General features: G+C 57.3%; 20 protein-coding genes. 4 read left to right on the forward strand and 16 right to left on the reverse strand.

Annotated elements, in window-relative coordinates; all coding sequences use genetic code 11:
• Nucleotides 1-6 precede the first annotated feature (6 nt).
• From nuoI to ABLU50_RS22705, 9 genes are all read right to left on the reverse strand, one after another.
• Entirely contained in the window at nucleotides 7-549 is a 543-nt protein-coding gene (gene nuoI / locus ABLU50_RS22665; protein ID WP_002913152.1) for an NADH-quinone oxidoreductase subunit NuoI, read from the reverse strand.
• Nucleotides 550-563: 14 nt separating this feature from the next.
• Nucleotides 564-1,541 carry an NADH-quinone oxidoreductase subunit NuoH gene (gene nuoH, locus ABLU50_RS22670; protein ID WP_002913156.1) on the reverse strand — a complete coding sequence of 326 codons (978 nt, stop codon included), beginning with the start codon at nucleotides 1,539-1,541 and terminating at the stop codon, nucleotides 564-566.
• Nucleotides 1,538-4,264 carry an NADH-quinone oxidoreductase subunit NuoG gene (nuoG, locus tag ABLU50_RS22675; protein ID WP_087832061.1) on the reverse strand — a complete coding sequence of 909 codons (2,727 nt, stop codon included), beginning with the start codon at nucleotides 4,262-4,264 and terminating at the stop codon, nucleotides 1,538-1,540. Before nuoG ends, nuoH begins: the two co-directional genes overlap by 4 nt.
• A gap of 33 nt (nucleotides 4,265-4,297) precedes the next feature.
• Nucleotides 4,298-5,635: an NADH-quinone oxidoreductase subunit NuoF gene (gene nuoF, locus ABLU50_RS22680; protein ID WP_002913158.1), complete on the reverse strand. Its 1,338-nt coding sequence runs from the start codon at nucleotides 5,633-5,635 to the stop codon at nucleotides 4,298-4,300.
• Nucleotides 5,632-6,132, reverse strand: a complete 501-nt coding sequence (nuoE, locus tag ABLU50_RS22685) for an NADH-quinone oxidoreductase subunit NuoE (RefSeq protein WP_002913160.1) — start codon at nucleotides 6,130-6,132, stop codon at nucleotides 5,632-5,634. Before nuoE ends, nuoF begins: the two co-directional genes overlap by 4 nt.
• 2 nt (nucleotides 6,133-6,134) lie before the next feature.
• Nucleotides 6,135-7,943: an NADH-quinone oxidoreductase subunit C/D gene (gene nuoC, locus ABLU50_RS22690; protein ID WP_004201746.1), complete on the reverse strand. Its 1,809-nt coding sequence runs from the start codon at nucleotides 7,941-7,943 to the stop codon at nucleotides 6,135-6,137.
• A gap of 87 nt (nucleotides 7,944-8,030) precedes the next feature.
• Nucleotides 8,031-8,705: an NADH-quinone oxidoreductase subunit NuoB gene (gene nuoB, locus ABLU50_RS22695; RefSeq protein ID WP_002913178.1), complete on the reverse strand. Its 675-nt coding sequence runs from the start codon at nucleotides 8,703-8,705 to the stop codon at nucleotides 8,031-8,033.
• A gap of 15 nt (nucleotides 8,706-8,720) precedes the next feature.
• Nucleotides 8,721-9,167, reverse strand: coding sequence for an NADH-quinone oxidoreductase subunit NuoA (gene nuoA / locus ABLU50_RS22700; protein ID WP_002913181.1), 447 nt, complete (start codon nucleotides 9,165-9,167; stop codon nucleotides 8,721-8,723).
• A gap of 650 nt (nucleotides 9,168-9,817) precedes the next feature.
• Nucleotides 9,818-10,744 (reverse strand): LysR family transcriptional regulator, encoded by a 927-nt coding sequence (locus ABLU50_RS22705; protein WP_004201747.1) that lies wholly within the window; start codon nucleotides 10,742-10,744, stop codon nucleotides 9,818-9,820.
• 875 nt (nucleotides 10,745-11,619) lie between these two features.
• Here ABLU50_RS22705 and alaA point away from each other — a divergent pair.
• Nucleotides 11,620-12,837: an alanine transaminase AlaA gene (gene alaA, locus ABLU50_RS22710; RefSeq protein ID WP_004201748.1), complete on the forward strand. Its 1,218-nt coding sequence runs from the start codon at nucleotides 11,620-11,622 to the stop codon at nucleotides 12,835-12,837.
• 81 nt (nucleotides 12,838-12,918) lie between these two features.
• The gene (yfbR, locus tag ABLU50_RS22715) at nucleotides 12,919-13,518 is read left to right on the forward strand and encodes a 5'-deoxynucleotidase (RefSeq protein WP_004201749.1); all 600 of its coding nucleotides are present in this window, start codon (nucleotides 12,919-12,921) and stop codon (nucleotides 13,516-13,518) included.
• 45 nt (nucleotides 13,519-13,563) lie between these two features.
• On the opposite strand, the gene ABLU50_RS22720 is transcribed toward yfbR, so the two are convergent.
• The 4 genes from ABLU50_RS22720 to yfbV form a co-directional block, all read right to left on the reverse strand.
• Nucleotides 13,564-15,396 (reverse strand): SLC13 family permease, encoded by a 1,833-nt coding sequence (locus ABLU50_RS22720; protein ID WP_048325231.1) that lies wholly within the window; start codon nucleotides 15,394-15,396, stop codon nucleotides 13,564-13,566.
• A 76-nt stretch (nucleotides 15,397-15,472) separates the two neighbouring features.
• Entirely contained in the window at nucleotides 15,473-16,132 is a 660-nt protein-coding gene (locus ABLU50_RS22725) for a sugar phosphatase (RefSeq protein WP_004201751.1), read from the reverse strand.
• 11 nt (nucleotides 16,133-16,143) lie between these two features.
• Nucleotides 16,144-16,638: a YfbU family protein gene (locus ABLU50_RS22730; protein ID WP_004201754.1), complete on the reverse strand. Its 495-nt coding sequence runs from the start codon at nucleotides 16,636-16,638 to the stop codon at nucleotides 16,144-16,146.
• Between the two features lie 87 nt (nucleotides 16,639-16,725).
• Nucleotides 16,726-17,181, reverse strand: a complete 456-nt coding sequence (gene yfbV, locus ABLU50_RS22735; protein ID WP_002913194.1) for a terminus macrodomain insulation protein YfbV — start codon at nucleotides 17,179-17,181, stop codon at nucleotides 16,726-16,728.
• Nucleotides 17,182-17,519: 338 nt separating this feature from the next.
• Between yfbV and ackA the strand changes: the two genes are divergently transcribed.
• Both ackA and pta read left to right on the forward strand, forming a co-directional pair.
• Nucleotides 17,520-18,722, forward strand: a complete 1,203-nt coding sequence (gene ackA / locus ABLU50_RS22740) for an acetate kinase (protein WP_004201756.1) — start codon at nucleotides 17,520-17,522, stop codon at nucleotides 18,720-18,722.
• Between the two features lie 190 nt (nucleotides 18,723-18,912).
• The gene (gene pta / locus ABLU50_RS22745; RefSeq protein WP_004201759.1) at nucleotides 18,913-21,060 is read left to right on the forward strand and encodes a phosphate acetyltransferase; all 2,148 of its coding nucleotides are present in this window, start codon (nucleotides 18,913-18,915) and stop codon (nucleotides 21,058-21,060) included.
• A gap of 89 nt (nucleotides 21,061-21,149) precedes the next feature.
• Here pta and yfcD read toward each other — a convergent pair whose 3' ends face one another.
• Genes yfcD through yfcF form a run of 3 tightly spaced genes read right to left on the reverse strand, consistent with a single transcriptional unit; the run spans nucleotide 21,150 to nucleotide 23,011 of the window.
• The gene (gene yfcD / locus ABLU50_RS22750; protein ID WP_087832060.1) at nucleotides 21,150-21,701 is read right to left on the reverse strand and encodes an NUDIX hydrolase YfcD; all 552 of its coding nucleotides are present in this window, start codon (nucleotides 21,699-21,701) and stop codon (nucleotides 21,150-21,152) included.
• Between the two features lie 57 nt (nucleotides 21,702-21,758).
• Nucleotides 21,759-22,310, reverse strand: a complete 552-nt coding sequence (gene yfcE / locus ABLU50_RS22755; RefSeq protein WP_004201761.1) for a phosphodiesterase — start codon at nucleotides 22,308-22,310, stop codon at nucleotides 21,759-21,761.
• Between the two features lie 56 nt (nucleotides 22,311-22,366).
• Nucleotides 22,367-23,011, reverse strand: a complete 645-nt coding sequence (gene yfcF / locus ABLU50_RS22760) for a glutathione transferase (RefSeq protein WP_049116683.1) — start codon at nucleotides 23,009-23,011, stop codon at nucleotides 22,367-22,369.
• Between the last annotated feature and the right edge of the window lie 11 nt (nucleotides 23,012-23,022).

Raw genomic sequence — 23,022 nt, forward strand, 5'->3', positions numbered from 1 at the left:
CTCTCCTTACGGTAACAGGCTCTTGACGTCGATCGGCTTAGCTTCGTTTTCCGCTTCGCCCTTATCTTTGCCGTCGATTGCCATACCCGCCATCCGGTAGAAGTTATATTCCGGGTATTTGCCCGGACCGGAAATCAGCAGATCCTCTTTTTCGTACACCAGATCCTGACGTTTGTATTCACCCAGCTCGAAGTCAGGGGTCAACTGGATCGCCGTGGTCGGGCACGCTTCTTCGCACAGACCGCAGAAGATGCAGCGTGAGAAGTTGATGCGGAAGAACTCAGGGTACCAGCGGCCGTCTACCGTCTCTGCTTTCTGCAGCGAAATACAGCCCACCGGGCAGGCTACCGCACACAGGTTACAGGCGACGCAGCGCTCTGCACCGTCCGGATCGCGCGTCAGCACGATGCGGCCGCGATAACGCGGCGGCAAATAGACCGGCTCTTCCGGGTACATCCGGGTTTCACGTTTGGCGAAGGCATGCAGGCCAATCATCCAGATACTCCGGACCTGGGTGCCGAACCCCACCAATAATTCTTTTAAGGTCATGTTCAATTCACCCCTTATTGCGCCTGCCAGAGAATGACAGCCGCCGTTACCAACAAGTTGACCAGCGTTAATGGCAGGCATACCTTCCAGCCAAAGGACATTACCTGGTCATAGCGCGGACGCGGTAATGATGCGCGGATCAAAATGAACATCATCATGAAGAACGCGGTTTTCAGCGCGAACCAGATGAAAGGAGGTAACCACGGGCCATTCCAGCCGCCGAAGAACAGTGTGACGATCAGCGCTGAAACGGTGACGATACCGATGTATTCACCCACGAAGAACAGACCGAACTTCATGCCGGAGTATTCAATGTGGTAACCATCGGCCAGCTCCTGCTCCGCTTCCGGCTGGTCGAACGGGTGACGGTGACACACCGCCACGCCGGCGATGGCGAACGTCACGAAGCCGAAGAACTGCGGGATAACGTTCCACAGATGCGCCTGGTTGTTGACGATATCGGTCATGTTGAATGACCCCGCCTGCGCCACCACGCCCATCAGGGAGAGGCCGAGGAACACTTCGTAGCTTAGGGTCTGCGCGGAAGCACGCATCGCCCCCAGCAGGGAGTATTTGTTGTTGCTCGACCAACCGGCGAACAGCACCGCGTAAACCGCCAGGCCTGCCATCATCAGGAAGAACAGGATCCCGATGTTCAGGTCAGCCACCACCCACGTCGGGCTGACCGGCACGATAGCGAAGGCCAGCAGCAGCGAGGTAAAGGCGATAACCGGCGCCAGAGTAAAGATCACGCGATCGGAAAAGCGCGGGATCCAGTCCTCTTTAAAGAACATCTTGATCATGTCGGCGACCAGCTGCAGCGAACCGCCCCAGCCCACCCGGTTTGGCCCGTAGCGGTTCTGGAACAGACCGAGCAGACGACGCTCGCCGAAGCTCATGAACGCGCCGCAGGTGACCACCACCAGCAGAATGACCACGGCCTTCAGGATGCTTAACAGAATGTCGATAAGATCCGGCGTTAACCAGCTCATGCTTTCGCCTCCTGCAGTGAATCAATACGCGATCCGGTCAGTACCGGCGCAATGCCCGGCATGCCCATCGGTAAGCCAACCTGTCCTGCGGTCAGACCTTCAGAGATAACCAGCGGCAGACGCAGGGTCTGGCCTTCCACGCTAAAGGAGAGCATCGCCCCGGCGTTGACGCCAAGCTTCGCGGCATCCGCCGGGTTCAGCTTGATGTACGGCTCAGGCATCCGGCTCTGGAACACCGGTGCGCGCTGTGACAGCTCATCGCTGCCAAACAGGTGATAGTAAGGTGCGATACGCCATGTCCCCTCTTCCGCCTGGAAGCTGGCCGGCACCGCCGTGAAGTATTCCAGCCCGCTGGCGGAAGCTTCAAACAGGCGGACGCCCGGATCGCCATGGCGCAGTTTCCCGCCCACTTCATCCTGGAACTTGTTCCATGCCTGCGGGGAGTTCCAGCCCGGCGCCCAGGCGAACGGGATCTGCGAACGCGGGGCAGACGGCTGGTTGTTCCCTTCCATGGAGAAGGCGAACATCGTGTCTTTATCCTGCGGCTGACGCGGCTCGTGGACGCTAATGTTAGCGCGCATCGCCGTGCGGCCGCTGTAGCGGTGCGGTTCACGCGCCAGTTTCTGCCCACGAATGCGGAAGGTCGCATCCGGCGCGGCATCTTTTATGCCCGCCAGCTGCGGCAGTGCGGCAATCGCGGCATCGATAACGTGGTCCAGCTGCGTCCAGTCAACTTGACGGTTGTTAACGGTGCTGTGCAGAGAATGCAGCCAGCGCCAGCTTTCCAGCATCACGGTTTTCGCGTCGTAGTAGGCCGGGTCGTAGACCTGGAAGAAACGCTGGGCGCGGCCTTCGTTGTTCACCACGGTACCGTCGCTTTCCGCAAAGCTTGCTGCGGAGAGCACCAGGTGCGCTTTGTCCATAATCGCCGTGCGCTGATGGTCAACCACCATCACCAGCGGCGCTTTGGAGAGCGCTGCGTCGACGCGGGCGGCGGAAGCATGACGGTGAAGGTCGTTTTCCAGTACGATAACTGCGTCTGCGGCGCCGCTTTCCAGTTCGTCGAGCGCCTCCTCAAGCGAGCCGCCGCCGATCATACCCAGACCGACGCTGTTCACCGCGCGGGCAACCATGGTCACGCCGACGTCGGCGCCACGGCCTTTCAGGGCTTTCGCCACGTTAGCGGCGGCCTGGATGATCTCCATGCTGCCGGCGTTGGTCCCGGAAATAATCAGTGGTTTTTTCGCCCCGGCCAGCGCCTGGACGATGACATCGACTTTACCCTGCAGTTCGCGGCTCAGGCCGTCAACCGCCGGCGCGCTGTCGTCCAGCGCATGGGCGATGGCGAAGCCGAGACGCGCCTGATCTTCTACCGGTGCGCGGTAGGTCCACGCGGCGATGTCATCCAGGCGGGTGTCATCGATGTTGGTGACGAATAGCGGGTGCTTGGCGCGCTGGCCGATGTTGAGGATCGCCGCAATCTGCCAGTCGGCCACTTTCTGTGCCGCCGCCATTTCGCGTGCTTTCCCTTTCACCGCCTGACGCACCGCCAGCGCGACGCGCGCGCCGGTCTGGGTAATGTCTTCGCCCAGCACCAGTACCGCGTCGTAGGATTCGATATCGCGCAGGCTTGGGGTGTGGATCCCACCTTCGCGCAGCACTTTCAGCATCATCTGCAGGCGCGCTTGTTCGCCTTTGGCGATGCCGGTATAGAAATTGTCGGCGCCCACCAGCTCGCGCAGCGCAAAGTTGCTTTCAATGCTGGCGCGCGGGGAGCCGATGCCGATCACTTTCTTCGACTGGCGCAGAATATCCGCCGCGCCCTGCATCGCCTGCTCGGCGTTGAGGGTAATCAGATCGTCGCCGCGGCGCTGAACCGGCTGACGCGGACGGTCTTTCAGGTTCACATAGCCATAGCCGAAACGACCGCGGTCGCAGAGGAAGTAGCGGTTAACGGTCCCGTTATAGCGGTTTTCGATACGACGCAGCTCGCCATAGCGTTCGCCCGGGCTGATGTTGCAGCCAATGGAACACTGCTGGCAGATGCTCGGCGCAAACTGCATGTCCCACTTACGGTTATAACGCTCAGAGTGCGTTTTATCAGTGAAGACGCCGGTCGGGCAGACTTCCACCAGGTTGCCGGAGAATTCGCTTTCCAGGGTGCCATCTTCCGGGCGGCCGAAGTAGACGTTGTCGTGGGCGCCATAGACGCCCAGATCGGTGCCGTCGGCATAATCTTTGTAGTAGCGCACGCAGCGGTAGCAAGCGATGCAGCGGTTCATTTCGTGAGAAATAAACGGCCCCAGATCCTGGTTGCGGTGGGTACGCTTGGTAAAACGATAGCGGCGGAAGCTATGGCCGGTCATCACCGTCATATCCTGCAGGTGGCAGTTGCCGCCCTCTTCGCAGACCGGGCAGTCGTGCGGGTGGTTGGTCATCAGCCACTCCACCACGCTTTCGCGGAACTGCTTCGCTTCGCCGTCGTCGATAGAAATAAAGGTGCCGTCGGATGCCGGAGTCATACAGGACATCACCAGGCGACCACGCGTGTCTTCCGCGTTCTGATATTGCTTCACCGCACACTGGCGGCAAGCACCGACGCTCCCTAGCGCCGGATGCCAGCAAAAGTAGGGAATATCAAGCCCAAGAGAGAGACAAGCCTCCAGCAGGTTGTCCGCTCCGTTGACCTCGTATTCTTTGCCGTCTACATGAATCGTAGCCATTAGCGTGCTTCCAAAAATAAAAAAACCTTTAGATTACCAGCGCGTCTTAAGCAGGTTCGGCTGAATCCCGTTGATTGCATGGGTATTGCTGAACTGCTGCTTAATGCCAGCCTCGAATTCTTCGCGGAAATATTTAATCGCGCTCTGCAGCGGCTCAACCGCGCCCGGCGCGTGCGCGCAGAAGGTTTTCCCTGGGCCCAGGAATCGACACAGTTGCTCAAGCGTTTCGATATCGCCAGGCTGACCTTCGCCGCGCTCCAGGGCGCGCAGGATCTTAACGCTCCACGGCAGACCATCGCGGCACGGCGTACACCAGCCACAGGACTCGCGGGCAAAGAACTCTTCGAGGTTGCGCACCAGCGAGACCATATTGATCTCGTGGTCAACGGCCATCGCCAGCGAGGTGCCCAGACGGCTGCCCGCTTTACCAATGCTTTCGAACTCCATTGGCAGATCGAGGTGCGCTTCGGTGAGGAAGTCGGTCCCTGCCCCACCCGGCTGCCAGGCTTTAAACTTCAGGCCATCGCGCATACCGCCGGCGTAATCTTCAAGGATCTCGCGAGCCGTGGTGCCGAACGGCAGCTCCCAGACGCCCGGGTTCTTCACGCGGCCGGAGAAGCCCATCAGCTTGGTGCCGGCATCTTTACTGGTGGAGATGTTCTGGTACCACTCGACGCCGTTAGCCAGAATCGCCGGCACGTTGCACAGGGTTTCCACGTTGTTGACGCAGGTCGGCTTACCCCACACGCCGGAGCTCGCCGGGAACGGCGGCTTGGAGCGCGGGTTAGCGCGGCGGCCTTCCAGGGAGTTGATCAGCGCCGTCTCTTCGCCGCAGATATAGCGTCCTGCCCCGGTGTGGACAAACAGCTCGAAGTCAAAACCAGTGCCGAGGATGTTTTTCCCCAGCAGGCCCGCCTCGGTGGCTTCGGCAATCGCGCGGCGCAGATGCTGGGCCGCTTCGATATACTCTCCGCGCAGGAAGATGTAGCCGCGGTAAGCCTTCAGCGCAAAGGCGGAGATCAGCATGCCTTCCACCAGCAGGTGCGGGAGCTGCTCCATCAGCAGGCGGTCTTTATAGGTGCCCGGCTCCATCTCATCGGCGTTACACAGCAGGTAGCGGATGTTCATGGATTCGTCTTTCGGCATCAGGCTCCACTTCAGACCGGTGGAGAAGCCCGCGCCGCCGCGCCCTTTCAGGCCAGCGTCTTTTACCGCCGTGACGATCTCGTCCGGCGCCATGCCGGTCAGCGCTTTTCGCGCCCCTTCATAGCCATTTTTGCTGCGATACTCGTCCAGCCAGACCGGCTGCTTGTCGTCGCGCAGGCGCCAGGTGAGCGGATGCGTTTCCGCAGTACGAATTACGGTTTTCATTTGTACTGCTCCAGCAGGTCAGGAATTGCCTCCGGCGTCAGATGGCTGTGAGTGTCCTCATCAATCATCATGGTCGGTCCCTTGTCGCAGTTGCCCAGGCAGCAGGTCGGCAGCAGGGTAAAGCGGCCATCAAAGGTGGTCTGCCCTGGCTTGATGTTCAGCTTCTTCTCGATGGCGGCCTGAATCCCCTGATAGCCGGTAATGTGACACACCACGCTGTCGCAGTAGCGGATCACGTGACGGCCAACCGGCTGGCGGAAAATTTGGCTGTAGAACGTCGCCACGCCTTCGACGTCGCTGGCCGGGATGCCCAGCACATCGGCAATGGCGTAGATCGCGCCATCCGGCACCCAGCCGCGCTGTTTCTGAACGATTTTCAGCGCTTCGATGGACGCCGCACGCGGGTCTTCGTAGTGGTGCTTCTCGTGCTCAATAGCCTCACGCTCTGCCGCACTCAGCTCAAAAGCCTCGGTTTGTGGTTGTTGATTCTCGTGCATAATTAGCGGTCCACGTCTGACATAACAAAATCGATACTACCCAGATAGACGATCAGGTCGGATACCAGGCTGCCGCGGATCGCCGACGGGATCTGCTGCAGGTGCGCAAAGCTCGGCGTGCGGACGCGGGTACGGTAGCTCATGGTGCTGCCGTCGCTGGTCAGGTAGTAACTGTTAATCCCCTTGGTCGCCTCAATCATCTGGAAGGATTCGTTGGCCGGCATGACCGGGCCCCACGATACCTGCAGGAAGTGGGTGATCAGGGTTTCGATATGCTGCAGCGTGCGCTCTTTCGGCGGCGGCGTGGTCAGCGGGTGATCCGCTTTGAACGGCCCTTCCGGCATATTGTCGAGGCACTGCTGAAGAATGCGCAGGCTCTGGCGCAGCTCTTCGACTTTCAGCATCACGCGGGTGTAGCAGTCAGAAACGCCGCCACCGGTCGGGACTTCGAAGTCGAAATTTTCGTAGCCAGAATAAGGACGCCATTTACGCACGTCGAAGCCGATACCGGTGGCGCGCAGGCCTGCGCCGGTGGTGCCCCACTCCAGCGCCTCTTTGGCGGTATAGGCTGCCACGCCGACGGAACGGCCCTTCAGAATGGTGTTGCGCAGGGCGGCTTTTTCATAGGAGTCCAGACGCTTCGGCATCCACTCGAGGAACTCACGCAGCAGACGATCCCAGCCGCGCGGCAGATCGTGCGCGACGCCGCCGATGCGGAACCACGCCGGGTGCATACGGAAACCGGTGATCGCTTCCACCAGATCGTAGATTTTCTGCCGATCGGTAAAGGCGAAGAAGACCGGCGTCATCGCACCGACGTCCTGAATAAAGGTTGAGATATACAGCAGGTGGCTGTTGATGCGGAACAGTTCGGAGAGCATCACGCGGATCACGTTGACGCGATCCGGCACGGTGATCCCGGCCAGTTTTTCTACGGCCAGCACGTACGGCATCTCGTTGACGCAGCCGCCAAGGTATTCGATACGGTCGGTGTACGGGATGTAGCTGTGCCAAGACTGGCGCTCGCCCATCTTCTCGGCGCCGCGGTGGTGGTAACCGATATCCGGCACGCAGTCGACGATCTCTTCGCCATCCAGCTGCAGAATAATGCGGAAGGCACCGTGCGCGGACGGGTGGTTCGGACCGAGGTTGAGGAACATGAAATCCTCGTTGTCGGTGCCGCGTTTCATGCCCCACTCTTCCGGTTTGAAAGTCAGCGCTTCCATCTCCAGATCCTGTTTGGCTTTGGTCAGCTCAAACGGATCGAATTCGGTGGCGCGCGCCGGGTAGTCTTTACGCAGCGGGTGGCCTTCCCAGGTCGGCGGCATCATGATGCGACGCAGATTTGGGTGGCCATCAAAGGTAATACCAAACATTTCCCAGGTTTCACGCTCATACCAGTTGGCGTTGGGGAACAGTTTGGTGAAGGTTGGCAGATGCAGATCGTTTTCAGACAGCGCCACCTTGAGCATGATGTCGCGGTTGCGGTCGATGGAAATCAGGTGATAGAAAACGGAAAAATCCGCGGCGGGCAGGCCATCGCGGTGCGTGCGCAGACGTTCGTCCATACCGTGCAGGTCAAACAGCATCACGTAAGGCTTCGGCAATTTCTTCAGGAAATCACCCACCTCAAGCAGCTGCTCGCGCTTGACCCATACCACCGGTACGCCGGTGCGGGTTGGCTGAACGGTAAAGGCATCCGGCCCAAAGCGGTTGCGCAGTTCGCCGATCACCGGGTCATCAAGGTGATCGCGGGTTTGCCAGGCTGGTGCGGCGTCATGCGCGGTTAAATCGGTCATATTGTTCACCATTGCAAAAGGTCCGTGGTGACTGCCGGGCGAGACTTCGCGCTGTTGTAGATTGATTTGCGAAGTGATTCTCCCGCCCGCAGGCGCAAATTAAATCTCGTCCGGCGTCCGCAGATTGGTCACTGCAATACGTTCGCCGCGTTTACGCTCGCGTTCCGACTGCATATTGGCGCGATAGACGCCCTGATCGCCAACCACCCATGAGAGCGGACGACGTTCTTTACCAATGGACTCCTGCAGCAGCATCAGCGCCTGCATATAGGCCTCCGGACGCGGCGGGCAGCCCGGGATGTACACATCGACCGGGATGAATTTATCCACGCCCTGGACGACGGAATAGATGTCGTACATGCCGCCGGAGTTCGCGCAGGCGCCCATGGAAATCACCCACTTCGGCTCCAGCATCTGATCATAGAGACGCTGAATCACCGGCGCCATTTTGGTGAAGCAGGTTCCGGCGACCACCATCAGGTCCGCCTGACGCGGAGAGGCGCGCAGAACTTCGGCCCCAAAGCGCGCAACGTCATGCACCGCAGTGAATGACGTCACCATTTCCACATAACAGCAAGAAAGGCCGAAGTTATACGGCCAAATTGAGTTCTTACGGCCCCAGTTCACCATGTCATGCAGCGCGTGTTCGAGTTTCCCCATATACACGCTTTTGTTGACTTCCTGCTCCAGGGGGTCGGTAACGATCTCCTGTTTCTGCAGGGGGTAACGGTCGTTCTCACCGTTAGGATCTATGCGGGTGAGCGTATAATCCATCTTATTGCCTCGCTTTTACTGCATATGACGGTTAGTGGGACTGTCTGTTTCCGGGTTAACCAGCGTGCGACGGGAACGCGCAGGCGTCCAGTCAAGTGCGCCGATGCGAACGAGATAAACCAGACCAGCCAGTAGCACTAAAATGAAAATTGCGGCTTCCACAAAGCCGACCCAACCGCTCTCGCGGATGGAGGTCGACCATGCGTAGAGATACAGGGCTTCCACGTCGAAGATAACGAAGAACATGGCAACCAGATAAAACTTCGCAGAAAGACGTAAGCGGGCCGAACCAACGGAGTCGATCCCCGATTCAAACGGCGTGTTTTTGCTACGCGCGCGCGCGCGGCCGCCAAGGTACCAGCCGCCGACGAGCATCAGGCAGCACAGGCCGATAGCGATGATGAGAAATATAGCGAATGCCCAGTGATGAGCGATGACTTCAGTGGATGTTGACATACGCATTGCTTAACCAAAAAAGTGTAGCGCCAAAACCCTCTGCTCTTACTGGCAGATGAACGCCACAGCGTTTCACGGGAGGAATAAAAAATAACCGTGCAAAAAAGCGTCCCTGGAAGATGTGAGAAGCCCAGATGCCGTGGCTTTTTACCCCTTTCTTTAACCTTTTGTCAACTTTAACAAAAGTTTTCATAACATTAATTTACATTGGAATCTTTTCATTAACATTAAATGCCCTTTTATGCGAAATAACCTTGCATACTGTTCGGTTTTAGTGTTGTTGAATCGTGTCCGTTTCCGTCGTAAATCAAAAATCCCTGCTATTTTGACAGGATTTAGCCTCGATTCCTCCCCCCAAAGAGGGGTATTTTCTTGATCTGCGACACGGTTTTGTTAATTACCCCAGGAAATCGGCAACAATCCATCCGGTTTTTTAACATTAGCAGGAAGTGTTGAAAGTGCTGGGAAAAGTCGGCAAGGTGAGCGCCAGGTCACGCCAATATGCTGATTTTCTTGCAAAGAAATAAAAAAAAGATTCAAAACATCAATAATAGTGCAAAAAAAAGAGCCACCAGACGGGAAACCCACCCTTGAGGCTCTTTTTGGGCACTTACATTCTGTTACCAGTTTTTGTGATCTTTGTTAGCAAAATAACCTCACAAAATGAAGGTGCTTCCTCCCTCTTCCGGAGTAAGTGCCGGCCCGGCGCGCCAGGGATCGCTCTCCTGGCTCAGAGACTGAAAAATCGCCTGCGGTAGTTCGCCCACCGTCTGCGGATTGCAGCTAACGACGTACCGGGTATCCGGCAGGACCGGCAGGCCATCGCTGATGCCGGCCACGCGCAAATCCGGGCTCATCATTTCGACCGGACGCGCGGTGACCCCCAGCCCGGCTTTCACCGCCGCTTTCACCCCGGAGAGCGACGAGGCGCCGTGAGCCAGATGCCAGGAGACGCGGGCAGCCTCCAGCGCGGCGATGATGTCCTCACGGAACGGGCCAGGCTCTTCGAGCAAGATGAGGGGGATCGATTCCCCTTTCGCCAGCACGTAGTCCGCTGCACAGTACCAGAGGGTAGGCGACGTTCTCAGCGTGAAAGCGGTAAAACCGGGAAGCTGATGGGTGGTTAATGCCAGATCGACCTCTCCCGCGCTCAGCATCGCCATGATGACGGCATGGGGATGGACTTTAATCTCCAGCGTCATTCTGGGATAGAAGCAGCCGATGCGGTTTAACAGAAACGGCAGGATAGTATCAGCGGTTTCTTCCGACGCGCCGATGGTCAGTCCCCCCTGCAGGCTGCCATACATCAGCGACATGCAGGCTTCATCGTTAAAGCGCAGGATTTTGCGGGCATAGCCCAGCAGCTGGATGCCCTGCTCGGTCAGCAGTTTATTGCGTCCGTGACGAGCGAAAAGCTCCTTGCCAACCAGTTGCTCCAGGCGTTGCATTTGCTGGCTGACCGCGGACTGGGTACGACACACTGCGGCGGCGGCGGCGGCGAAGGTGTTCAAATCAGCGACTGCTACAAAGGTGCGCAGCAGATCGAGATCGAGGTTGAGTATCGGACGTGTTGTATTAATCATCTTTCTTCACTTACAGGTGGCTAACGCTGACCTGCCTTGTTGATGCTTTACGCCAGGTTTCCGGCTATTCCCTGAGCCTCGTGCTCACCGTCTGATGGCGGATAAACAACTGGACGAACGTTATTACATGCCAAAGTACTCGTCTGAGCAAATGCGCAGAACACCGGAGTAATATATTGTTCGTATTTCTCATTATTATTTATTACCACGGCCAGCCAGGCGTCTTACGTCGCCCCGGAAAATCGCGCAGTAGTGGTGAGAAAGCCTCTCTTTCGCCGGACTTCTTTTTGGCGAACAACGAACAATAAAATCCTGTAATAACAATATATTAAATATCAATTCAGCCATAATTCATGCCGACTACCACTGATATTAACGGCGATATTCTAACCGATTCCCATCCTTTTTATAAGCCTTAATAAGGATTAACTGAGATAATTTTAAATTTTTTTCAACATTTTATATAAATTAACAAACCTCAGATTATTACCTGTCAAAAATAATAATAATGCGCTTGCGCGCAGTTTTTTATTAAAATTATTTAACATCAAAATTACAAATCAACCGCTATGAGATTAAGAATAGCGTTTTCTAGCCGCCCCCCATTCTCCAGCGCCCCGTTTACCTAACCAACAAACCAGATAAATGATGGTAAAAAAGGCACTACATCAACATAGACGACCGAAAAAATGCCATGAAAAGGCATAAACAATAGGAAAAACCAGCAACCAACAGATAAATCAATTACGCTTAAAATCCTGCATTAGCAAAATCTTCTCCTGCAAAGCCTTCAAAACAGCGGGGAGGCGGAGTACATTGTTCCGTGCTGACTTCCACGGCAGGGAGTGGCGATAACAGCTAAAAGGTCAAGATTCATGTCCCCCATCGAAAAATCCAGCAAGTTAGAGAACGTCTGTTATGACATCCGCGGACCGGTTCTGAAAGAAGCGAAACGTCTTGAAGAAGAAGGCAATAAGGTTCTGAAACTGAACATCGGCAACCCGGCGCCCTTCGGCTTCGAAGCCCCTGACGAGATCCTCGTCGACGTCATCCGCAATCTGCCTACCGCCCAGGGATACTGCGATTCGAAAGGATTGTACTCGGCGCGTAAAGCTATCATGCAGCATTACCAGGCACGGGGAATGCGCGATGTCACCGTGGAAGATATTTACATCGGCAACGGTGTGTCCGAGCTGATTGTGCAGGCGATGCAGGCGCTGTTAAACAGTGGCGATGAGATGCTGGTTCCCGCTCCGGACTACCCGCTGTGGACGGCGGCGGTGTCTCTTTCCAGTGGTAAAGCGGTGCACTATCTGTGTGACGAATCCTCTGACTGGTTTCCGGATCTTGACGATATCCGCGCCAAAATCACGCCTCGCACCCGCGGGATCGTGATCATCAACCCCAACAACCCCACCGGCGCGGTCTACTCCAAAGAGCTGCTGCAGGAGATCGTGGAGATCGCCCGCCAGCACAACCTGATTATTTTCGCCGATGAGATCTACGACAAGATCCTCTACGACGAAGCCCAGCATCACTCGATTGCCGCTCTGGCGCCGGATCTGCTGACGGTGACCTTCAACGGACTGTCGAAAACTTACCGCGTCGCCGGCTTCCGTCAGGGCTGGATGGTGCTGAACGGCCCGAAAAAACACGCGAAAGGCTATATCGAAGGACTGGAAATGCTGGCCTCGATGCGTCTGTGTGCCAACGTGCCGGCCCAGCATGCTATCCAGACCGCGCTGGGCGGCTACCAGAGTATCAGCGAATTCATCATTCCCGGCGGGCGTCTGTATGAACAACGCAACCGCGCCTGGGAGCTGATCAACGATATTCCGGGCGTCTCCTGCATGAAGCCAAAAGGCGCGCTGTACATGTTCCCGAAAATTGACGCCAAACGCTTCAATATTCACGACGACCAGAAAATGGTGCTCGATTTCCTGCTGCAGGAGAAAGTGCTGCTGGTGCAGGGTACTGCCTTTAACTGGCCGTGGCCGGATCACGTGCGTATTGTGACCCTGCCTCGCGAAGACGACCTGGAGATGGCGATCTCCCGCTTTGGCCGCTTCCTCTCCGGCTACCATCAGCTTTAGTCGTGCTGCCGCCGGCATTTGCATCCGGCGGCGATCCCTGCGCACAATGGAACCCGATGTTGTCACTGATTAAGGGTTCCTATGAGTCAGAGTCATTTCTTTGCCCACCTCTCCCGTCTGAAACTGATTAACCGCTGGCCGCTGATGCGCAACGTGCGCACCGAAAATGTCTCCGAGCACAGCCTGCAGGTGGCGATGGTCGCCCACGCGCTGGCGGCGATTAAAAACCGCAAATTTGGCGGCCAGGTCAACCCAGAGCGTATCGCCCTGCTGGCGATGTACCACGACGCCTCCGAGGTTTTAACCGGTGATCTCCCTACCCCGGTGAAATATTTTAATTCACAGATTGCTCAGGAATATAAGGCGATTGAGAAAATCGCCCAGCAGAAGCTAGTGGATATGGTGCCTGACGAGCTGCGCGATATTTTCGAACCGCTGATTGACGAGCATCATTACAGTGAGGAAGAGCAGTCGATCGTCAAACAGGCTGACGCTCTCTGCGCCTACCTGAAATGCCTCGAAGAGCTGTCGGCGGGCAACAACGAATTTCTGCTGGCCAAAGGCCGTCTGGAAAAAACGCTGGCGTCGCGGCGCAGCGCGGAGATGGATTACTTTATGCAGGTGTTTGTCCCGAGCTTCCAGCTGTCGCTGGATGAAATCAGCCAGGATTCGCCGCTGTAATTTTTCAGGCCGGGCAGCGGTCGCCCCCTACCCGGCCTGCATATCTTAAAACGGGAAGAGCACCGGGATCAGCAGAACGCAGATCACCATCACCAGCACGGTAAAGGGCACGCCGATTTTGACAAAATCGCTAAATGAGTACTTACCCGGGCCAAGCACCAGAGTATTAACCGGCGAAGAGACCGGGGTCATAAACGCCGCCGAAGCCGCCATCGCCACCACCATGGCAAAGGGATAAGGCGACACACCCATCGACTTCGCCGCCGCCAGGGCAATAGGCGCCATCAGCACCGCGGTGGCCGTGTTAGAGATAAACAGGCCTATCGCCGCGCACATCACAAACAGGCAGCCGAGCATCAGATAAGGCCCCTCGCCTCCGGCGACGTCCATTAGTCCCTTAACCACCAGATCCACCCCACCGGTTTTCTGCAACGCCAGGGCGAACGGCATCATCCCGACAATCAGAATGATGCTCGGCCAGTGGATCGCCTTGTAGGCGCTTTCGGCGTTGATACAGCGGAATTTGCCCATCAGCAGACAGGCGATGATCGCGGCGATGGGGTTGGGGATTTCATCCGTCAGCATCAGGGCCACCATCAGCACCAGACAGAAAATCGCGTGCGGAGCCTGGCTGTGGGCCGGCGAAGCGTCATCAACCTCAACCGGCATATTGAGCACCACGAAATCCCGGCCGCGCTTCGCCAGCAGGGCAATTTGCCGCCAGTTGCCGACCACCAGCAGAATATCGCCGAGCTGCAGCGGCTCATCGACCACGGAACCATCCATCGCTTTGCCATCGCGCTTCATGCCGACGATATTGAGACCAAACCGGGTGCGGAAGGCTATCTCACGCACCGTTTTGCCTATCATCTCTGAATCCGGGATCAGCGCCACCTCCGCCATCCCCACATCCAGCGCCTGATCGGCAAAATACTCCCCGCGCAGCACCATCGGCTCGAGCATTTGCTCGCCGCAGAACTGGCGCAAGTCGACATCGGAGGCAGACATATCGATCAGCAGGACGTCGCGGGCGCGAAATTCCGAGACCCCATTAACGTTAACAATCACCCGACGGAACCGCCGCCAGCGCTCAACGCCGATCACGTTGGCACAGTAGCGCTCACGCAGCTTTAAATCATCCAGCCGCTGACCGATCATCGGCGAACCGGGTCGGATCGCCAGCCGGCGAGCGCGGCCGGTGAGGTGATATTCGCGGATCAAATCGCGAAAGGTACTTCTTTTTCGCCCATCGCGCGCGGAATCGCCATTATCCGTCTTCAGCATAAAGCGCACCGCCAGCATATAGACGATGCCCAGGATCAGCACCACCAGGCCAATCGGCGTGACGCTGAAAAAACTGAAGCCGTGCAGTCCTTCGCGCAGCAGTTCACTGTTGACCACCAGGTTGGGCGGCGTCGCCACCAGGGTCATCATCCCGCTGATAAGCCCGGCGAAGCTCAGCGGCATCATCAGCCGCGAGGGTGAGGTATTCATCCGCGCCGAGACGCTAAGGACCACCGGAATGAAAATGGCGACCACGCCGGTGGAGCTCATAAACGCGCCCAACCCGGCGACGGTGAGCATCAGGTAGATCAGCATTTTGGTTTCGCTGTTACCTGCCACGCTCACCAGCCAGGCGCCCATCTTGGTGGCCACCCCGGTACGCACCAGGCCGTCGCCGATAATAAACAGGGCGGCAATCAGGATCACGTTAGGATCGCTGAACCCGGAAAAAGCTTCAGTCAGCGTCAGCGTGCCGCTGAGGACAAAGGCGACAATGACCATCAGGGCGATAGCATCCATGCGCACCTTACCGGTAGCAAACAGCACAACCGCGATGGCCAGGAGGGATAAAACCCAAATCAATTCACCGTTCACAACGTTTCCTTGTCACAAGTGGGAGTCGACATAGTGGCATAAAAAAGCCCCGACGACGCGGGGCGAAATCATGGGTTTATGCTTTAAGACGCACATTTACCACGCCGTCAGTCTGGCGTTCAACCACCAGATCTTCCAGGCTGCTCAGCACGAGGTCAGCTTCATCCCGACGGGGGGCATCGGCGGGCACGTTGACCGCGATAGTGCGACAGCCGGCCGCCAGTCCGGAGAGGAGCCCCGCCGGCGCATCTTCCACCACCGCGCACTCCCCGGCAGGCAGACCCAGCCGCTCGGCGCCCAGCAGATAGGCGTCCGGCGCCGGCTTGCCATGCTTCACCTGCTCAGCGGTGACAAACACCTCCGGCATCGGCAGGCCCGCCGCACGGTGACGCGCATGGGCAACCGGAATCGAGCCGGAGGTGACAATCGCCCACGGGATCCCGGCCTCATTGAGCGTATTCAGCAGGGCTAACGCCCCCGGTAGAGCGACGATGCCTTCGATATCAGTGGCTTCCATCTGCTCGAGATAACGGAATTCGGCCTGGATATCCTCCTCGCTGCGACCCGGCATAAAATGGCGAATGGAGGTAATGGCCTGCTTGCCGTGAATAAAACTGAGAATTTCATCATGGTCAATGGCGAAACGATCCCCCCATTTGCACCATGAACGCTCCACCACCGGCAAGGAATCCACCAGCGTCCCGTCTAAATCGAACAGGAAACCTTTACACTGCACGGGCACCTCCCTCAGGCATTGATGATTTGGTTAATTTCGTTACTGCTCAGATGATACTGGCGTGGGCAGGCGTGCCAGACGCTCAGCATCCGCTGATATTTCTCCCACATCGGGGTCTGCGAGTTAAAGCCATGGGTGCCGGCGTCAAAGTGGCTGTAACGGCCTTCAACGTTGACCATAAAGCGCACGTAGCCGAGAAAACGCGCTTCGGTGGCGGCATCAAATCCGAGGAAGGTGACCCGACGCTCGTCGATACCCGCCGCATCTTTCAGGTTGGTCCAGGAGACGTGTAGCGCGTGGTACATCTCCATGATGTCGATTACGGTACGGCAGGTTTCTTCCGTCAGCTGGCCGAACTCGCGGTCCAGTTCACGCATCTGCAGCCCATACCCACGCTCAATGATGGTTTGCAGACGACGGTAGCGCTCCGCATTGTCCGGGTCGAGCATCGTCATCATCTTGTACTGATTGGATAAAATCAGACGCTGCGCATTGGTCATTTCCATGTTGTGACTCCTGTAGCACGGTAGGGCGTGAAATAAAGAAGGCGCATAAATCATGCGCCTTCTTTTATATGCGTTTTCCGTAGTGAATTACAAATCATCAAGGAAAGTTTTATCGAGTTGTTTGAAGGCGCGCTTAAGCGTGTCAGCCAACGCCTGATAATCGGGCTTGCCTTCGACAGGCGCCAGCGCCTGCCCCGCCTCCTGCAGTTTGCCGCGTACTTCGTAGAACCAGTTAAGAATGGAAGGCGGCAGCGGCGTCACTGAACGTTTACCCAACCACCATAACCCCTGCATCGGCAGGCTCAGTGCAAACAGCGCAGTGGCCACGGCGGGCCCCAGCTGGCCGCCCAGCGCTATCTGCCAGCAGAGGGTGAAAATGGCGATCGGCGGCATGATGCGGATGGCGTAGCGGGTGGCACGAATGATGCGGTTTTCAATAAATACCGGCGCGAGGCGCTTGTCGAGAGGCCAGGTCTTCGCGTAGTGCTGCCCGCGGTTGAACAAGCTAAAGAAGCTAACGGGGCGTTTCTCAGGGGTCGACATGGCTTTACCTCAACTTTACATATAAAACTTAAAAAATTCGTGCAAAACACCAACTATGCATGACATCGTTCAAAAGATTTTGGCAAAGGATGCCGCAATCAGGTATCCTGTGCCCGCCTGAAAGGGCGGATAGACTCTTTTGCCAGGCTAGTCAAATTATCGCATATTCTGCCATTGGCTGAAAATTATGCAAAATGGCATAAAATCAAATGTACTTATCTCATCGTGCCTGAAAACAGAACAAGGCATGATGTTAATCATAAATGTCGAGGTCATCCTGCGCTACGCTAATGACACACTGACGTTTTTTTAGCCACGTATCATAAAAAGGTACTTCCATGTCGAGTAAGTTAGTACTGGTTCTGAACTGCGGTAGCTCCTCTCTGAAATTTGCTATCCTTGACGCCGTTAACGGCGACGAATACCTGTCCGGTTTAGCGGAATGCTTCCACCTGCCAGAAGCCCGTATCAAATGGAAAATTGACGGCGGCAAACAAGAAGCCGAATTAGGCGCGGGCGCCGCGCACAGCGAAGCACTGAACTTTATCGTTAACACTATTCTGGCACAAAAACCAGAACTGTCTGCTCAGCTGACCGCAATTGGCCACCGTATCGTCCACGGCGGTGAAAAATACACCAGCTCCGTCGTCATCGACGAGTCCGTGATTCAGGGCATTAAAGACGCGGCGTCCTTCGCACCGCTGCACAACCCGGCACATCTGATCGGCATCGCTGAAGCGCTGAAATCCTTCCCGCACCTGAAAGACAAAAACGTGGCAGTATTCGATACGGCGTTCCACCAGACCATGCCGGAAGAATCCTATCTCTACGCCCTGCCGTACAGCCTGTACAAAGAGCACGGCGTTCGTCGTTACGGCGCACACGGCACCAGCCACTTCTACGTGACTCAGGAAGCCGCTAAGATCCTGAACAAGCCGGTTGAAGAGCTGAACATCATCACCTGCCACCTTGGCAACGGTGGTTCGGTTTCCGCTATTCGTAACGGCAAATGCGTTGACACCTCCATGGGTCTGACCCCGCTGGAAGGCCTGGTGATGGGTACCCGCTCCGGCGATATCGATCCGGCAATCATCTTCCATCTGCACGACACCCTGGGCATGAGCGTTGACGCCATCAACAAAATGCTGACCAAAGAGTCCGGCCTGCTGGGCCTGACCGAAGTCACCAGCGACTGCCGCTACGTAGAAGACAACTACCAGGAAAAAGCCGACGCTAAACGCGCGATGGACGTCTACTGCCACCGCCTGGCGAAATACATCGGCTCCTACACCGCGCTGATGGACGGCCGTCTCGACGCCGTGGTCTTCACCGGTGGCATCGGTGAAAACGCCGCGATGGTGCGTGAGCTGTCGCTGGGCAAACTGGGCGTACTGGGCTTCGAAGTTGACCATGAGCGTAACCTGGCTGCCCGCTTCGGCAAGTCTGGCTTCATCAACAAAGAAGGCACCCGTCCTGCCGTGGTTATCCCGACCAACGAAGAGCTGGTCATCGCGCAAGACGCCAGCCGTCTGACCGCATAATTCCACACCGCCAGCCCTGACCCGCAATACTTCGCGCTGCAGGAAGGCGGCGACACAGCAGAACCCCGGCGCATACGCGACCGGGGTGAGCAAGTAGAGCCAACGCACGTGCAACGTGGAGTATGACGGGTCGCTGGTGGTGCTGTTTTGTATCCCGCCTGATACTGGCGGTAACGAAAGAGGATATACCGTGTCCCGTACTATCATGTTAATTCCTACCGGTACCAGCGTAGGTCTGACCAGCGTCAGCCTCGGTGTGATCCGCGCTATGGAACGCAAAGGCGTTCGTCTGAGCGTCTTTAAACCTATCGCCCAGCCGCGCTCCGGCGGCGATGCCCCGGACCAGACCACCACCATCGTTCGCGCCAGCTCCTCCACCACCACCGCTGCTGAACCGCTGAAGATGAACCACGTTGAATCTCTGCTCTCCAGCAATCAGAAAGATGTGCTGATGGAAGAGATCATCGCCAACTATCACGCGAACACCCAGGACGCGGAAGTGGTGCTGGTGGAAGGCCTGGTGCCGACCCGTAAGCATCAGTTCGCTCAGGCGCTGAACTTTGAAATCGCCAAAACCCTGAACGCGGAAATCGTCTTCGTCATGTCGCAAGGTACCGATACGCCAGAACAGCTGAACGAGCGTATTGAACTGACCCGCAACAGTTTTGGCGGCGCGAAAAACACCAGCATCACCGGCGTTATCATCAACAAACTGAACGCGCCGGTCGACGAGCAGGGCCGTACCCGTCCTGACCTGTCGGAAATTTTCGACGACTCATCCAAAGCGAAAGTCGTGAAGATCGACCCGGCTCAGCTGCAAAAAGGCAGCGCGCTGCCGGTGCTGGGCGCCGTACCGTGGAGCTTCGATCTGATCGCCACCCGCGCGATCGACATGGCCCATCACCTGAATGCGACCATCATCAACGAAGGCGATATCAACACCCGCCGCGTGAAATCCGTGACCTTCTGCGCGCGCAGCATCCCGCACATGCTGGAGCACTTCCGCGCAGGCTCGCTGCTGGTTACTTCCGCAGATCGTCCTGACGTGCTGGTTGCCGCCTGCCTGGCAGCGATGAACGGCGTGGAAATCGGCGCCATCCTGCTGACCGGCGGCTATGAAATGGACGCGCGCATCAGCAAGCTGTGCGAACGCGCCTTCGCCACCGGCCTGCCGGTGTTTATGGTCAACACCAACACCTGGCAGACCTCCCTGAGCCTGCAGAGCTTCAACCTCGAAGTACCGGTTGACGATCACGAGCGCATTGAGAAAGTTCAGGAATACGTTGCCAACTACATCAACGCCGACTGGATCGAATCGCTGACCGCGACCTCCGAGCGCAGCCGTCGTCTCTCTCCGCCAGCCTTCCGCTACCAGCTGACCGAGCTGGCGCGCAAAGCCGGCAAACGCGTCGTTCTGCCGGAAGGCGACGAGCCGCGTACCGTGAAAGCTGCAGCCATCTGCGCCGAACGCGGGATCGCCACCTGTGTGCTGCTGGGCAACCCGGATGAGATTAACCGCGTTGCAGCAGCGCAGGGCGTTGAGCTGGGCGCCGGTATCGAAATCGTCGACCCGGAAGTGGTGCGCGAAAGCTACGTGGCTCGCCTGGTCGAACTGCGTAAGAACAAGGGCATGACCGAAGCCGTCGCCCGCGAGCAGCTGGAAGATAACGTGGTTCTCGGCACCCTGATGCTGGAACAGGACGAAGTCGATGGCCTGGTGTCCGGCGCGGTACACACCACCGCCAACACCATTCGTCCGCCGCTGCAGCTGATCAAAACCGCACCGGGCAGCTCGCTGGTCTCTTCCGTGTTCTTCATGCTGCTGCCGGAACAAGTTTATGTTTACGGCGACTGCGCGATCAACCCGGATCCGACCGCAGAGCAGCTGGCGGAAATCGCGATTCAGTCCGCTGACTCCGCGATTGCCTTCGGCATCGAACCGCGCGTGGCGATGCTCTCCTACTCCACCGGTACTTCCGGCGCGGGTAGCGATGTAGAAAAAGTCCGCGAAGCGACCCGTCTGGCGCAGGAAAAACGTCCTGACCTGATGATCGACGGCCCGCTGCAGTATGACGCCGCGGTGATGGCTGACGTCGCGAAATCCAAAGCGCCGAACTCGCCGGTAGCTGGCCGCGCGACCGTGTTCATCTTCCCGGATCTGAACACCGGTAACACCACATACAAAGCGGTACAGCGCTCTGCCGACCTGATCTCCATCGGGCCGATGCTGCAGGGTATGCGCAAGCCGGTCAACGATCTGTCTCGTGGCGCGCTGGTTGACGATATCGTCTACACCATCGCACTGACCGCGATCCAGTCAGCTCAGCAGCAGAAGTAATCGCCCGCTGAGAGAAAGCAAAAGGCAGCCAGATGGCTGCCTTTTTTTGTCAGGAGGCGAACAGCAGTTGCTGCCACGCGTTAGCGCGTTTATTCGCGCTCGCTCTCTTCCACGTCATCATACTCGTTGCCGGCGTTACGGGTCATCCACAGCGCCAGCGCTTTCAGCGAGTCGGGCGTGAACTCATCGCAACGGGCAGTGATCTCTTCCGGCGTTAACCAGCACACCTCGCTCACCTCCTCTTCCTGCAGGGCAAACGGCCCGTGGGAGACGCAGCTGAACAGGCTTCCCCAGACGCGGCAGAATTTATCTTCGTAGTAGAACTGGCCGTGATCGGCAAACGGCACCCCGGCGATGCCTAACTCCTCTTCCGCCTCGCGACGGGCCGACTCCAGTAGCTGCTCATCAGCCTGCACGACGCCGCCGGCGGTGGCATCCAGCATGCCCGGATGAAAGTCTTTTGTCTCGGTGCGTCGCTGCACCAGAATTTTCCCCATTCCGTCGTGAACGACGATATAGGTCGCCCGGTGGCGCAGGCACTGCGCGCGCATCTGCTCGCGGCTGGACTGTGCTATCACCTCATTGTTTTCATTAACAATATCGACCCATTCTGTGCTTGCCAAATGATTCTGTTCCGCCATCAGGAAACCTTACTTTAAAAGCGCTCTTGCGGCGCGTCTTTATGATTGAGGGCTAAATTACGGGTAAATTGCGACCTCTGCAATAACCTGATTATCATTGAGTGCTAAAACCTGCAGACGCCCCTCATCCAGTAGCCCATAGCTGGCGGAATATCCCCCTTTTGGGATACTCACTGAGCCTGGATTAAACAGAGAGAACGCCCCGCGTTTTTCAGCAACCGGAATATGAGTATGGCCATACGCCAGGACATCGCCAGCGGCAAGTGGTGGCAAATTGTCCGGGCTATAAAGATGACCGTGGGTCAGAAACAAGCGGTAGCCTTCGCCAAGCACCTGCTGCCAGGGCGCGGTCATGGGAAAACGAAGCAGCATTTGATCCACTTCGCTGTCGCAGTTACCGCGAACCGCAATGATGCGCTCCGCCACGCTGTTCAGCCGCTCGGCCACCTCCGCCGGCGCATAGCCTTCCGGCAGCGCGTTGCGTGGCCCGTGATTAAGCACATCGCCGAGGATGATCAGCCACCTGGCGCCACTTTGCGCGAACCGCTCAAGCACGCGTTCCGTCGCAGGTAGCGAACCATGAATATCGGAGGCAAACATCAGCTTCATAGGTTCCATCTCCACTGGTTACGATGCCTCTATGATAGCGGAAGCGCGGCGGGTTATCAGCCTCCGCGTTTGGCGGAAAGCGCCGCGTAACGCTGGATTGAGGCCCGCTGCCACTGGAAAGTCGCATAATCCGCCAGCGCCTCCGGCACCTCATCGCCATTGAGAACCAGACGATTGAGCATCAGCGCCAGGTCGGCATCGGCAATAGACCATTCGCCGAATAAATTTTGCCCGCCGTGGGCCAGCAGCGTGGTAGCGGTGGCAAACAGTTTTTCCGCCGACCGCTTGCCTGCCTCGCTGAGCGCCGGCATTTTCACCCCGCCAAACACCACGGCGGTGGATCGCTCTTCACGAATGGGCACCAGATCGCTGCGTAGCCAGGCCTGGATCTGCCGGGCGCGGGCCCGCTTTCGCAGATCGTGTGGATAAAGGCGCTCCCACTCAGGCGGCGCGAAACGCTCATCGAGATATTCGGTAATCGCCGAAGACTCGCTCAGCGCGAAATCGTCAACCTCCAGCAGCGGTACGCGACGGGTGGCGGTATAGCCCGTCCAGCCGGCCTGCAGATGTTCGCCGCTGCCCAGGTCGATGGTTTTAAGGCTAAAAGGCAGGCTCTTTTCCTGCAGCGCGACATAAACAGACATCACGTACGGTGAGAAAAAATCGGCATCGGACCACAGGGTAATCACAGGCTGGCTCATAACTTCCTCAG

This window comes from Klebsiella sp. GG_Kp173 (assembly GCF_040062415.1).
GTDB lineage: Bacteria > Pseudomonadota > Gammaproteobacteria > Enterobacterales > Enterobacteriaceae > Klebsiella > Klebsiella quasipneumoniae.

Excerpts from the sequence above, each read along its gene's own strand:
- nuoI (WP_002913152.1), bottom strand. The coding sequence starts at position 549 with ATGACCTTAAAAGAATTATTGGTGGGGTTCGGCACCCAGGTCCGGAGT.
- nuoH (WP_002913156.1), bottom strand. The coding sequence starts at position 1,541 with ATGAGCTGGTTAACGCCGGATCTTATCGACATTCTGTTAAGCATCCTG.
- nuoG (WP_087832061.1), bottom strand. The coding sequence starts at position 4,264 with ATGGCTACGATTCATGTAGACGGCAAAGAATACGAGGTCAACGGAGCG.
- nuoF (WP_002913158.1), bottom strand. The coding sequence starts at position 5,635 with ATGAAAACCGTAATTCGTACTGCGGAAACGCATCCGCTCACCTGGCGC.
- nuoE (WP_002913160.1), bottom strand. The coding sequence starts at position 6,132 with ATGCACGAGAATCAACAACCACAAACCGAGGCTTTTGAGCTGAGTGCG.
- nuoC (WP_004201746.1), bottom strand. The coding sequence starts at position 7,943 with ATGGTGAACAATATGACCGATTTAACCGCGCATGACGCCGCACCAGCC.
- nuoB (WP_002913178.1), bottom strand. The coding sequence starts at position 8,705 with ATGGATTATACGCTCACCCGCATAGATCCTAACGGTGAGAACGACCGT.
- nuoA (WP_002913181.1), bottom strand. The coding sequence starts at position 9,167 with ATGCGTATGTCAACATCCACTGAAGTCATCGCTCATCACTGGGCATTC.
- ABLU50_RS22705 (WP_004201747.1), bottom strand. The coding sequence starts at position 10,744 with ATGATTAATACAACACGTCCGATACTCAACCTCGATCTCGATCTGCTG.
- alaA (WP_004201748.1), top strand. The coding sequence starts at position 11,620 with ATGTCCCCCATCGAAAAATCCAGCAAGTTAGAGAACGTCTGTTATGAC.
- yfbR (WP_004201749.1), top strand. The coding sequence starts at position 12,919 with ATGAGTCAGAGTCATTTCTTTGCCCACCTCTCCCGTCTGAAACTGATT.
- ABLU50_RS22730 (WP_004201754.1), bottom strand. The coding sequence starts at position 16,638 with ATGGAAATGACCAATGCGCAGCGTCTGATTTTATCCAATCAGTACAAG.
- yfbV (WP_002913194.1), bottom strand. The coding sequence starts at position 17,181 with ATGTCGACCCCTGAGAAACGCCCCGTTAGCTTCTTTAGCTTGTTCAAC.
- ackA (WP_004201756.1), top strand. The coding sequence starts at position 17,520 with ATGTCGAGTAAGTTAGTACTGGTTCTGAACTGCGGTAGCTCCTCTCTG.
- yfcD (WP_087832060.1), bottom strand. The coding sequence starts at position 21,701 with ATGGCGGAACAGAATCATTTGGCAAGCACAGAATGGGTCGATATTGTT.
- yfcE (WP_004201761.1), bottom strand. The coding sequence starts at position 22,310 with ATGAAGCTGATGTTTGCCTCCGATATTCATGGTTCGCTACCTGCGACG.
- yfcF (WP_049116683.1), bottom strand. The coding sequence starts at position 23,011 with ATGAGCCAGCCTGTGATTACCCTGTGGTCCGATGCCGATTTTTTCTCA.